Genomic DNA, 11,599 nt, shown 5'->3' on the forward strand with positions numbered 1-11,599 from the left:
GGTCGTCCGCCACCGCCGCTGCTCGGGCCGGGGAGGGCGCGCGGGACTCGGGCTCGGGCTCCGGGGGCTCGGCGGTTTCGCAGACCTGGGCCGGGGTTGGGCCCCCGGCCCGGGGCGGGGGCCACACCCCGAACGGCGACCGTTTCCGGGCGGGGGTCAGCCGGCGTCCGGCAGGGACCAGCGGTGGAAGCCGCGGGAGCCCTCGGTCAGCCAGGTGCCGTCGCCGAGCGGAGTGACCGGGCCGGGGGGTTCCGGATAGCGCATCCGGCCCAGCGGACGCAGCGTGGCCGTATCGCAGAGCCAGTGCCGGGGCGCGGGCCGTCGGCCCGGCCGCCGCTGCCGGGCCGTGACCAGGACGTGCCGGGCGTCCAGCAGATGGGCGTCCTCGAAGACCGTGTCGCTCTCCCGGTGCCCCCGGGACGCCTCCGCGGGATCGGTGCCCGCCTCCCGGCCGGCCAGCCCCGCCAGGTCGTAGAGGGTGACGGGCTCGTCGGTGCCGACGGCGTGGGCGGCCAGTTCGTCCCGGTCGTCGCCGGGGGCGAGCCGCTCCGAGCGGCGCAGGGAAAGGGCCCGGGAGGAGCCGGGGACGAAGCCGACGACCTCCCGCATCCGGGCGCCGCCGCGCAGATGGAGGCCGTCGTGGCGCGGCAGCACCCACCAGGTCGACCAGGAGTACCAGGCGGTCCAGCAGGAGAGCGCAAGAAGCCCACCGCCGGGATGCCAGCGCTGGGTGACCACGGAGGCACAGCTGTTCACCGGGCGGCGGGCCCTGACCCGGCCGTTCGCCGCCTCCACCAGCAGCAGTACGTCCCGGCCGTAGCCGAGCCGGGTCCGTTCGTCCCGGAAGAGCACCCGGTCGCCCGGTTCCCCGGCGAGGGCGGGCACGACCACGCCGATCAGCGCGCCGTCCGGACTGACCGCGGGGGCGCCCGGTGCCCTCGGCTGCCCGGACCCGCCCCGCCACGGCGGATGCGGCAGTTCCCACCGGGTGGTGCCGTCCCCGGCGACGGCCCGTACCCGGTCCGGTTCGGCGAGCACGGCCCCGTCGTCCAGCGGTGCCGCGGGGGACCCGGCCGGGATGTCCACGGAGCGCAGCGGGCCGCCGCCGTCGAGGAAGGCCGCGCGGTCGTAGACCTCCAGCCGGTCCTCGCGCCGTACGGAGAGCCGCTCGCCCGGCGCGTCGAGGACCGGACCCGGCGCCGTGACCACCGTCCCGGCCGGGACGGCGTCGATGGATGTCTCCGCCGGGCTCCTCATGATCGCGATCGTGGCACGGCGCCCGCGCGGCCCTCAAGGGTCCGAGGGCCTCCGCAACCCGGCGGACACGGAGTCGAGACACGATCGTACGGATCCCCGCGGTCCGGCCCGGCCGTCACCGCGCCGGCGGCGGGGCGGTGGAGCCGCGCGGGACCAGCCGTACGGGCAGGTCGCCGGCCGGGGGCCGACCGCCGGCGAGGGCGGTGATCAGGGCGGACATCCCGCGCTCGCCGACCCGTTCGGCGGGCAGCGCCACCGTGGTCAGCTCGGGTTCCAGGGCCGTGGCCAGCGTCAGATCGTCGAAGCCGGTCACCGATATGTGGTCGGGGACCCGCAGCCCCCGGCGCCGTACGGCCTTGCAGGCACCGGCGGCGATCATGTCGCCGTCGCAGACGATCGCGGTCGGCAGCGGGCCGGGCCCTTCGAGCGCCGCCTCGGTCGCCGCCCGGGCCGGATCCACGGCCAGGGCCGTCCTTACGGTCCTGACCGAGGTCCCGGGGGCGGCGGCCAGTGTCTCGGCGAGGGCCCCGGCGCGGACGTCGAAGGTCCACGAGCGCACCGACGACGCCATATGGAGGAACCGGCGGTGCCCCAGGCCCAGCAGATGCCCGGCGACCCGGCGCATCCCGTCGGCGATGTCGATATTGACATGGGCGGCGGCCGTGCCGTCGGCGGGATCGCTGTCGAGCATCACCAGCGGCAGCCCCGAGGAGTGCAGCGAGCCCAGTGCCTGGGTGGCCATCGAGGAGGCGATCACCCCGTCGAGCGCCGTACGGGCCGAGGCGAAGGGGTCCCTGGCCCGCCCGCCCGTATCGGGCGCGGGATAGACGACCACGCCGAAGCCGTGCTCGGCGGCGACGGACGCGGCACCGGTGTAGACCCGGGCGAAGAACTCGTTGGTGAGCGCGGGGACGACGAGGAGCGCGGTCCGGGTACGCCCCAGCCGCAGATTGCGGGCCGCGAGATTGGGGCGGTAGCCGAGATCCCGCGCCGCGTCGCGCACCGCGCCGGCGGTGCGCTCGGAGACCCGGCCGCGCCATTTGTCGCCGAGGACCAGGGAGACCGTCGCCTGCGACACTCCCACGGCACGGGCGACGTCCCTGCTGGTGGGCCGGGTCGCGGTGGTATCCGGGAGCGCGGCGGCGCGGTCGGCCGGGCCGTCTGCCATGGATGCCTTTCTCGGGGCGCGGAAGATCGCCCTCAACATAGTGCCGCCTGCCCGCGGCGCCGGTTCCGGGGCATGCGTGGTGGCTGCGGAGACCCCTGCCGTGATACGTATAACGCCATTCGTTATACGTATCACTTCGCCGGGGTCGGCGGAAGGGGACGGATGCCATGGGCGCGGGGGGCACAACCGTGGAGAAGACGGCGCATGCCGGGTACGGCGAGGTGCTCAGGGCGCCGTACGCGGCGCGCCTGCTCACGGGCACCTTGGTGGGGCGGCTGCCCCATGTGACAGGACCGGTCGCCATCGTGCTGTTCACCCGCGGCGAGGGCGGCGGTTACAGCCTCGCGGGCGCGCTCGCCGCGGTCTACGGCATCACCACGGCGATCGGCCAGCCCTTGCTGGGCCGGGCCGTCGACCTGCACGGACAGCCACGGGTCCAACTGCCCGCCGCCGTGGTCTCCGCGCTCGGGATGGTCCTGCTGGCGGTGGCCGGGATCGACGTGCTCCCGGTGGCCTTCGCCGCCGTCGCCGTGGCCGGGCTCTTCACCCCGCCGCTGGAGGGCGGGCTGCGGGCGCTCTGGCCGAGCGTGCTGAAGCGGGAGAGCCAGGTGCACCGGGCGTACGCGCTGGACGCGGTGGCCCAGGAGGTCATGTTCACCGTGGGGCCGCTGCTGGTCACCCTGCTCGTCGCGGTCCGCTCCGAGGCCGCCGCCCTGGTCGTGATCAATGTCCTGGGCATCCTGGGCGCCCTGGTGGTCGTCGCCAGCGAGCCCTCCCGCGCCTGGCGCTCCGCACCCCGCGAGGCCCACTGGCTGGGCGCCCTGCGCTCCCCGGGACTGCTGGCGCTCTTCGGGGCCTTCTTCTTCGTCGGACTCGCCCTCGGCACCATCACCGTCGCCGGGGTCGCCTACGCCGAGGACCAGGGCCGGGACGAGATCTACGGCTGGCTGCTGGCCGCCCTGAGCTTCGGCGCCCTCGTCGGCGGCGTGGTCTACGGCGGCCGGCGCTGGGCCGGCGACCCCGAGACCCGGCTCCGGGCGATCGTCGCGCTGCTCGCGCTCGGCTATCTGCCGCTGGCGCTCACACCGGGACCGCTGCCGATGCTGGGACTCGCCGCGCTCTCCGGCCTCTTCCTCGCCCCCGCCCTCGCCTGCTCCTTCGTCGTCGTGGACCGGCACGCCCCGGCGGGCACCGTGACCGAGGCGTTCTCCTGGCTGGTGACCACCTTCGGGGTGGGCGCGGCGGGCGGGACCGCCGTCACCGGCCCCGTGGTCGAGAACGCGGGCGTCGCGTGGGGCTTTTCGGTGGCGGGCGCGGGCGGGGTGGCCGCGCTGCTCGTCCTGACGGCGACCCGGGGCGTGCTCGCGGCGCCCGTGACCCCGGTCCCCGCGATGTCTCCGGCGCCGGGCGTCCCGGACGCCGCCGGGACGCTCCCGGGCGCCGTCACCGGCCCGTGCCCCGGGGAAAATGATCGCAACGGTGCGGCCGAACCCGGTTTCAGTTCCGGGCGTGAGGCGTAATGTTCAGACATGGACCGCCGCATTTTCGGGCTGGAGAACGAGTACGGCGTCACGTGCACGTTCAGGGGACAGCGCCGACTGTCACCTGACGAAGTGGCGCGCTACCTCTTCCGCCGTGTCGTGTCATGGGGCCGCAGCAGCAATGTCTTCCTGCGGAACGGCGCCCGCCTCTACCTCGACGTGGGATCGCATCCGGAATACGCGACACCGGAATGCGACAACGTGACCGAACTGGTCACCCACGACAAAGCGGGCGAGCGCATTCTGGAAGGTCTCCTCGTCGACGCGGAACGCCGCCTGCACGAGGAGGGGATCGCGGGCGACGTCTATCTCTTCAAGAACAACACCGATTCCGCGGGAAACTCCTACGGCTGCCACGAGAACTATCTCGTCGCCCGGCACGGGGAGTTCTCCCGGCTCGCCGACATCCTGATCCCGTTCCTGGTCACCCGTCAGCTGCTGTGCGGCGCGGGCAAGGTACTGCAGACCCCGCGCGGCGCGGTCTACTGCGTCAGCCAGCGCGCCGAGCACATCTGGGAGGGCGTCAGCTCGGCCACCACCCGCTCGCGTCCGATCATCAACACCCGTGACGAGCCGCACGCGGACGCCGAGCGCTACCGCAGGCTCCATGTCATCGTCGGCGACTCGAACATGTCCGAGACGACCATGCTGCTCAAGGTCGGCGCGACCGATCTGGTGCTGCGCATGATCGAGGCGGGCACCGTGATGCGCGATCTGACGCTGGAGAACCCGATCCGGGCGATCCGCGAGGTCAGCCACGACATCACGGGACAGCGCAAGGTCCGGCTGGCCAGCGGCCGGGAGGCGTCGGCGCTGGAGGTGCAGCGGGAGTACTACGAGAAGGCCGTCGACTTCGTGGACCGGCGCGGCATCCGCACCGGCACCGTCGAGCAGGTGCTCGAACTGTGGGGCCGTACGCTCGACGCGATCGACGCGCAGGACCTCGACCGGATCTCCACCGAGATCGACTGGGTCATGAAGTACCAGCTCATCGAGCAGTACCGGGCCAAGCACCAGATGACCATGTCGCACCCGAGGGTCGCCCAGATAGACCTCGCGTACCACGACATCCACCGCCGCCGGGGGCTCTACTACCTGCTGGAGCGGAAGGGCAGGGCGGCCCGGATCTGCAACGACCTGAAGATCTTCGAGGGCAAGTCGGTACCCCCGCAGACCACCAGGGCCCGGCTGCGCGGCGACTTCATCCGGCGCGCCCAGGAACAGCGCCGGGACTTCACCGTGGACTGGGTGCACCTCAAGCTGAACGACCAGGCGCAGCGCACCGTGCTCTGCAAGGACCCGTTCCGGTCGGTGGACGACCGGGTGGAGAAGCTGATCGCCGGCATGTGAGCACGGCCCCGGGCCGTCCGGCGGGTCCGGGCGAGAGCCGGGTCACATCCAGGTGTCCCACCAAAAGGTGGAACGCGGGTCGGGCCCCGTACGTTCTTCGTGCGGGGCCCGACGCACGCCCTAGAGTGTCGGGGACCCTTCACCCATGACATCTGAGATCTGAGGAACACGTGCGTCGACCTGCCGCCCTCCGGGCCCTCACCGGCCTCCTTGTCGTACCCGCGCTTCTGCTGTCGACAGCGGCGTGCGGCAGCGACGAAGACAAGGGCTCCGACTCCATCTCGTCCAAGGGCGGTCTGCCCGCCATCACCGACGGCGCGGCCTTCGGCAAGAAGCCCACCCTCGCCAAGGGTGAGGGCGCCCCGCCCAAGGAGCTGAAGATCGAGGTCGTCAGCGCGGGCAAGGGACCTGCTCTGAAGAAGGGCGACCAGGCGCAGGTCAACTACTACGGCCAGGAGTGGGACGAGACCCAGCCGTTCGACACCAGCTTCGGCAAGGGCCAGCCGTTCCCGGTCACCATCGGCGGCGGCGGTGTCATCGAGGGCTGGCAGAAGGCGCTCGACGGCCAGAAGGTCGGCAGCCGGCTCGAGGTCTCCATCCCGCCGAACCTGGCGTACGGCGAGACCGCGCGCGGCGACATCAAGGCCAACGCCACCCTGGTCTTCGTGATGGACATCGTCAAGGGCACCAGCGTCCCGGTCGCCGCGAAGGGGGCGACGGTCCCGCAGACCGACGCCGCCCTGCCCAAGGTGGGGGTGAACACCGACGGCAAGGCCCCCTCGGTGACCTTCCCGAAGTCGGCCGCCGCGCCCAAGAAGCTGGTCTCCGAGTATGTGATCGAGGGCACCGGCCCCGCCGTCACGGACAAGGACAACGTCGTCGTGAAGTACGACGCGTTCCTGTGGGACGGCGGCAAGAAGTTCGGCGGTACGTACGCGATGGAGACGACCGAGACCCTGAGCCTGGGCAACCTCGGGGTCAAGGGCCTCAAGGACGGGCTGGTCGGCAAGAAGGTCGGCAGCCGCGTCCTGCTGGTCCTCCCGCCCGACCAGGCCTTCGGCGACCAGGAGCAGCAGGGTATCCCGAAGAACTCCACCCTGGTCTTCGCGATGGACGTGCTGGCGAAGGTGTAAGACTGTTCCGGTTGCCCGTTCATCATTCGAGGAGCAAGTAGACCGTGAGCATCGAGAAGCCCGAGATCGACTTCCCCGGCGGCGAGCCGCCGAAGGACCTGGAGATCAAGGAGATCTGGGAAGGCGACGGCGCCGAGGCCCAGGCCGGGAACTTCGTCACCGTCCACTACGTCGGTGTGTCCTTCTCCAGCGGTGAGGAGTTCGACGCCTCGTGGAACCGTAACCAGGCGTTCCGGTTCGAGCTGGGCGCCGGTCAGGTCATCGCCGGCTGGGACCAGGGCGTCCAGGGGATGAAGGTCGGCGGTCGCCGCCAGCTCACCATCCCCGCCCACCTCGCCTACGGCGACCGGGGCGCGGGCGGCCGGATCAAGCCCGGCGAGACGCTGATCTTCGTCGTGGACCTGCTCGGCGTCTGAGCCGCCGCCGACGAGGCGACCGAGGGCCCGCACCCCCACCGGGGGCGCGGGCCCTCGGCCCGTCCGGCCCCGTCCCGGGCGGGCCGGGACACCGCGATCGCCGACCCCCGAACGGCCGGTTCCGGTACGGCTCCCGGCCGTTGTCCACAGCCCCGTCGGCCCGGCTTTCACCTTGGCGCCCCGGGACGGTACGGTCATCGGGCGGAAACGCTGGTTCGACCGGAACGATCTGAAGACCAGAACGAGGTGCGGGGCGTCGATGGCGATTGCCAAGGCCGAGCGGCTGATGAGTCTGGCGCTGTGCCTGCTGGGGACGCGCCGCCCGCTGAGCAAGCGCGAACTGCGCGAGTCCGTCGAGGCGTATGTCGAGGCGTTCCGGCCCACCGACGCCACCGCCGGATCCGACGAGTCCTTCAACCGCATGTTCGAACGCGACAAGGACGATCTGCGCGAGCTGGGCCTCGTCATCGAGACCGTGGAGAACCTCGACGGAGAGGTCGGCTATCTCGCCCGCCGCGACAGCAACCGGCTGCCGCCCATCACCTTCGACGCCGAGGAGGCCGCGGCCCTCGGCGTCGCCGCCCGGGTCTGGCAGCAGGCCCGGCTCGCCGGAGCGGCCAGCGGGGCGCTCCAGAAGCTGCGCGCCGCCGGGATGCCCGAGGCCGAGGACGCGTACGAGGACCGGGCCGGGGCCCTGGAGCCGCGGATCCCCGTCCACGAGGCCGCGTTCGAGCCGCTGATGCTCGCCTGCCGCGACCGCCGCCCCGTCGTCTTCGACTACCGCAAGGCCAGCGCCGCCCGCCCCGAGCAGCGGCAGGTCGAGCCATGGACCCTGGAGTGCTGGCGCGGCCACTGGTATCTGGCGGGCTGGGACCGGGACCGCGGTGCCGAACGGGTCTTCCGGCTCTCCCGGATCACCGGCAGGGTCCGCTCCAGGGCCGGGGCCTTCACCGCGCCCGTGCCCGATGTCTCCACCGTCCGGGAGACCGTCGAGAGCTGGGCGGGGGAGACCGCCACCAGGACCGCGCGAATCCGGCTGCGCTCCGGCTCCGGCTACCCCCTGCGGGCCAGGGCCGCCTCCGTACGCCCGGTGGCGGACGGCTGGGAGGAGCTGGAGATCCCGTACGGGCACGGCCTCGACGCCTGGCTCGTGGAGTTCGGTCCCGACGTCGTCGTGGTGGAACCGGCCGATCTGCGGGCCGATGTGATGGACCGGCTGCGCGCCGTCGCCGGGGGCAGCCGAGGGAAGGGGATCTGACCGTGGCCGCCAACGCCATCGACCAGACCAGGCGGATGCTCTCCCTGGTCACCTATCTGCGGGAACGACCCGGCGCGCGCGTCGAGGACGTCGCCCGTGCCTTCGGGATCACCGAGGACGAGCTGATCTCCGACCTCGATCTGCTGCCGATGTGCGGAACGAGCTTCCGCGGCGGGGACCTGCTGGACATCGACACCGACGGCGACCGGATCTGGTGGCACAACCCGGACGACGTCGCCGAGCCGCTGCGGCTGGCGGCGGACGAGGCGACGGCGCTGCTGGTGGCCGCCCGCGCGGTGGCCATGCTGCCGGGGCTGCGGGAGAGCGACCGCGAGGCGCTGCTGCGGGCCACCGCCAAGCTGGAGACGGCCGCCGGCGAGGCGGCCGGGGCATCGTCCCGGCTCTCGGTGACCTTCGAGTCCGAGGGCGGGGTCTTCGCCGCCGTCGACCGGGCGATCACCGAGAAGCGACGGCTGTGGCTGCGCTACTACTCCCCGGCGCGCGACGAGCTGACCGAGCGCGAGGTGGACCCGATCCGGCTGTTCGCCGTCGGCCACACCTACATGGAGGCGTGGTGCCGGCTCTCCGAGGCGCGGCGGACGTTCCGGCTCGACCGGGTCGCCGAGATCCGGCTGCTCGACGCCCCGGCCGCCCCGCCCGAGATCGAGCTGAGGGATCTGTCGGATCTGTCGCTGTCGATGGGGCTCGTCCAGCCGTCCGCGGACGATCCCGAGGTGGTCGTCGAGGTGGGACCCGGCGGACGGTGGGTGGCCGAGTACTACCCGCACGACCGGGCGGAGGAGCAGCCCGACGGCGGTCTGCGGATCACCCTGCGGACCTCGTCCCCGGCGTCGCTGCGGCGGCTCGCGCTGCGGCTCGGCGCCGACGGGCGGATCTCGGAGCCGGGCGATCTGGCGGAGAGCGCGCGCCGGGCGGCCCGCGAGGCGCTTGCGGCGTACGAGACGGCCTGAGGCAGGCCCGGCGTACGGCATCCGGTCGTGCCGCCCGGGCGCGATACCGGGCGGCCGGACCCGGCCGGTGCGCGCGGCCTCCGGGAATTGTCCGGAAACGATGCCTCGATGTGGCGGAGGTTGTGCGGATTTCCGGCCGCCGCGGACACGGGGCCGCCGCGCACGGGATCATTCGGGCGGGAAGCACCGCTCACGGTTGAGGGGATTCGTGTCACATGTCACTCCTGTCCGATATCACGGCTGCGGTCGCGACTCCGGGACGCGGCCCCCTGCTCTTCAGGGCCCTGTGCCCCGACTGCCGGACCCGTTGTGAGCTGACCGCCCAGGCGCTGCGGCTCGCCATCGGCGGCAGCCGCCGTACCACCTTCTACTCCTTCACCTGTCCCGAGTGCGGCGCCGCGGTGCGCCGTCCGGCGGGGGAGCGGATCGTCGAACTCCTCACCGGCGGCGGGGTCAGCACCCTCCGCCTCCAGGCCGTGGCCGCCCCCGCGGCCCCCACCACCTCCAACCTCTAGGTACCGCCCATGTTCTGGCCCGCGCTCGCCATCGTCCTCGGTTTTCTGGGGGTCGCCGTCCTCGGCGTCCTCGGTATCAGGGTCTTCGTCGAGACCCGGCGTCTCGGCCTGGAGGTGGCGCGGGCGGCCGAGCGGATCGGCGGGGCCGCCGACGACCTCGAACGGGTGGCCGGACGGGCGGCGCGCGACGCCGGCCGGACGCACTGACCGCCCCGCTCCGGGCGGCCCGATGCGCCCCCGGCACCGCCGGTGACGGCGGACGGATTGCGGACGATCTTCGTTGGTCGGGTTCCAGCCGTGTGTACGCGCCCGCTACCGAGGGCGTTTGAGCAGTAACAGCCCAGGTGACACCGGGGTTCCGGTCATTTGGCGGATGCACGGGCATTGCCCTGTGTTCACTGCTTGGGGTTACGATCGCTCACAGCATCATGGTCGGACGTCTGTCCGGCCGCCGGTGCCCCAGCTACACCCCAGCCGCCTCGGTGAGAAGGTACACGCTTATGTTCGGTGGACGGATCGGCCCTGCCGAGATCATTCTGGTCCTCGTCGTGATCATCCTCCTGTTCGGTGCGAAGAAGCTTCCGGACATGGCCCGTTCCCTGGGTAAGTCGGCCCGGATCCTGAAGAGTGAGGCCAAGGCCATGAAGGCCGAGAGCCAGGACTCCGCGGCCGCGGCGCCCCCGCAGCCCGGCCCCGCCCAGGAGCAGCCCGCCCCGCGGACGATCAAGGCCGCGCCCGGCGATGTCACGGGCGCGCGTCCCGTGGCCGAGCCGACGGACTCCGCACAGCGCTGACACCGGGCCGCCCACAGGCCCGTCTGCCGCGACGGGCCTGCCGCACGAGATGAGGACGTGGGTTGCTCAAGCCTGCCCGCAAGAAGGAGAAGGACCCCGAGGGGCGGATGCCTCTCGTGGAGCATCTGCGCGAGCTGAGGAACCGGCTCGCGAAGGGCGTCCTGGCCATCGTGGTCGTCACGGTCGTGGCCGCCTTCTTCTACAACGACATCATCAACTTCTTCACCAAGCCGGTGCTGGACTCGGTGGGCTGCGACGTCGCCTTCTCGGAGCTCCAGAAGAAGCCCGAGGGCACGACCTGCGCCCAGATCACCATCAACGGCCTGCTGACGCCCTTCACCCTGGCGCTCAAGGTGTCGCTGATGGCGGGCGTCGTCCTGGCCTCACCGGTCTGGCTGTACCAGCTCTGGGCCTTCGTGGCGCCCGGACTGCACCGCAGTGAGAAGAAGTACGCCCTCGCCTTCGTCGGGGTGGGCTCCCCGCTCTTCTTCATGGGCGGCTACTTCGCCTACGCGGTCCTGCCGACCACGGCGAAGGTGCTGATCGAGTTCACGCCCATGGGCGTGGACAACCTGCTGCCGCTGGACGATCTGCTCGATCTGGTGACCCGGATGGTGGTCGTCTTCGGGCTCGCCTTCGAACTTCCGCTGCTGCTGATGATGCTGAACATCGGCGGTGCCATCACCGGCCGGCGGATGCTCGGCTGGTGGCGCGGGATGATCATGGGCATCACGATCTTCTCGGCGGTGGCCACGCCCAGCACCGAGCCCCTCACGATGATGGTGCTGGCGGGCCCCATCGTGGTGCTCTACTTCCTCGCCACCGGCTTCTCACTCATCAACGACCGGCGGCGACGGCTGAAGGAGCTGCGGGGTCCGGCCGACGACGAGGCGGCGGAGCTGGATCTCACCCCCGCCGAGATCGGCGAGGTGGAGGCCGTCGGCGCCGGGAACCGGCTGCCGGAGCAGGCGAACCGGGAGGGCGACGGCGGCCGTGCCCACCGGGTCAACGGCTTCGACGACATCACCTGACGCGGCCCCCGCCGACCCCGGCGGGAACCGCGGAGGACACGGCCGAAGGGGCCGGACGGGCATCGGCCGTCCGGCCCCATCGCCGTATCCGGGGGCCTCCGGGCCCCGCGGCGCCGGGCGGGGTGCACCCGGCGGTGTGTGCGTCGCGGTTCGTCACCCCGGTGA

12 protein-coding genes are annotated in these 11,599 nt (G+C 72.4%); 10 read left to right on the top strand and 2 right to left on the bottom strand.

Features of this window, described 5'->3' with window-relative positions; genetic code table 11:
• Positions 1-156: 156 nt before the first annotated feature.
• On the bottom strand, positions 157-1,257 hold the full coding sequence (locus tag ACFXG1_RS31500) for a hypothetical protein (protein ID WP_384745607.1): 1,101 nt from the start codon (positions 1,255-1,257) through the stop codon (positions 157-159).
• Between the two features lie 115 nt (positions 1,258-1,372).
• Complete coding sequence (locus tag ACFXG1_RS31505; protein ID WP_384745609.1) at positions 1,373-2,425, bottom strand: LacI family DNA-binding transcriptional regulator; 1,053 nt, start codon at positions 2,423-2,425, stop codon at positions 1,373-1,375.
• 167 nt (positions 2,426-2,592) lie between these two features.
• On the opposite strand from ACFXG1_RS31505, the gene ACFXG1_RS31510 reads away from it, so the two are divergent.
• The 10 genes from ACFXG1_RS31510 (at position 2,593) to tatC (ending at position 11,434) form a co-directional block, all read left to right on the top strand.
• A complete protein-coding gene (locus ACFXG1_RS31510; RefSeq protein WP_384745611.1) occupies positions 2,593-3,945 on the top strand; it encodes an MFS transporter in 1,353 nt (450 codons plus the stop codon).
• Between the two features lie 9 nt (positions 3,946-3,954).
• On the top strand, positions 3,955-5,316 hold the full coding sequence (gene pafA, locus ACFXG1_RS31515) for a Pup--protein ligase (protein WP_358827417.1): 1,362 nt from the start codon (positions 3,955-3,957) through the stop codon (positions 5,314-5,316).
• Between the two features lie 170 nt (positions 5,317-5,486).
• Positions 5,487-6,449 carry an FKBP-type peptidyl-prolyl cis-trans isomerase gene (locus ACFXG1_RS31520; RefSeq protein WP_384721453.1) on the top strand — a complete coding sequence of 321 codons (963 nt, stop codon included), beginning with the start codon at positions 5,487-5,489 and terminating at the stop codon, positions 6,447-6,449.
• A gap of 44 nt (positions 6,450-6,493) precedes the next feature.
• Positions 6,494-6,865, top strand: a complete 372-nt coding sequence (locus ACFXG1_RS31525; protein WP_384721450.1) for an FKBP-type peptidyl-prolyl cis-trans isomerase — start codon at positions 6,494-6,496, stop codon at positions 6,863-6,865.
• A gap of 259 nt (positions 6,866-7,124) precedes the next feature.
• On the top strand, positions 7,125-8,123 hold the full coding sequence (locus ACFXG1_RS31530) for a helix-turn-helix transcriptional regulator (RefSeq protein WP_384724045.1): 999 nt from the start codon (positions 7,125-7,127) through the stop codon (positions 8,121-8,123).
• Positions 8,124-8,125: 2 nt separating this feature from the next.
• Positions 8,126-9,094 carry a helix-turn-helix transcriptional regulator gene (locus ACFXG1_RS31535; protein ID WP_384745614.1) on the top strand — a complete coding sequence of 323 codons (969 nt, stop codon included), beginning with the start codon at positions 8,126-8,128 and terminating at the stop codon, positions 9,092-9,094.
• A gap of 215 nt (positions 9,095-9,309) precedes the next feature.
• Complete coding sequence (locus tag ACFXG1_RS31540) at positions 9,310-9,609, top strand: hypothetical protein (protein ID WP_384722672.1); 300 nt, start codon at positions 9,310-9,312, stop codon at positions 9,607-9,609.
• A gap of 9 nt (positions 9,610-9,618) precedes the next feature.
• Positions 9,619-9,816, top strand: coding sequence for a hypothetical protein (locus ACFXG1_RS31545; protein WP_384722675.1), 198 nt, complete (start codon positions 9,619-9,621; stop codon positions 9,814-9,816).
• 293 nt (positions 9,817-10,109) lie between these two features.
• Positions 10,110-10,403 carry a Sec-independent protein translocase subunit TatA gene (tatA, locus tag ACFXG1_RS31550; protein ID WP_384722678.1) on the top strand — a complete coding sequence of 98 codons (294 nt, stop codon included), beginning with the start codon at positions 10,110-10,112 and terminating at the stop codon, positions 10,401-10,403.
• 62 nt (positions 10,404-10,465) lie between these two features.
• On the top strand, positions 10,466-11,434 hold the full coding sequence (gene tatC, locus ACFXG1_RS31555; protein WP_384722681.1) for a twin-arginine translocase subunit TatC: 969 nt from the start codon (positions 10,466-10,468) through the stop codon (positions 11,432-11,434).
• Positions 11,435-11,599: the final 165 nt, after the last annotated feature.

This window comes from Streptomyces sp. NPDC059248, assembly GCF_042753905.1.
Classification (GTDB): domain Bacteria; phylum Actinomycetota; class Actinomycetes; order Streptomycetales; family Streptomycetaceae; genus Streptomyces.

What these genes read in the sequence shown, in the direction of transcription:
- ACFXG1_RS31500 (WP_384745607.1), bottom strand. Translation starts at nt 1,257, where the DNA reads ATGAGGAGCCCGGCGGAGACATCCATCGACGCCGTCCCGGCCGGGACG.
- ACFXG1_RS31505 (WP_384745609.1), bottom strand. Translation starts at nt 2,425, where the DNA reads ATGGCAGACGGCCCGGCCGACCGCGCCGCCGCGCTCCCGGATACCACC.
- ACFXG1_RS31510 (WP_384745611.1), top strand. Translation starts at nt 2,593, where the DNA reads ATGGGCGCGGGGGGCACAACCGTGGAGAAGACGGCGCATGCCGGGTAC.
- pafA (WP_358827417.1), top strand. Translation starts at nt 3,955, where the DNA reads ATGGACCGCCGCATTTTCGGGCTGGAGAACGAGTACGGCGTCACGTGC.
- ACFXG1_RS31530 (WP_384724045.1), top strand. Translation starts at nt 7,125, where the DNA reads ATGGCGATTGCCAAGGCCGAGCGGCTGATGAGTCTGGCGCTGTGCCTG.
- ACFXG1_RS31540 (WP_384722672.1), top strand. Translation starts at nt 9,310, where the DNA reads ATGTCACTCCTGTCCGATATCACGGCTGCGGTCGCGACTCCGGGACGC.
- ACFXG1_RS31545 (WP_384722675.1), top strand. Translation starts at nt 9,619, where the DNA reads ATGTTCTGGCCCGCGCTCGCCATCGTCCTCGGTTTTCTGGGGGTCGCC.
- tatA (WP_384722678.1), top strand. Translation starts at nt 10,110, where the DNA reads ATGTTCGGTGGACGGATCGGCCCTGCCGAGATCATTCTGGTCCTCGTC.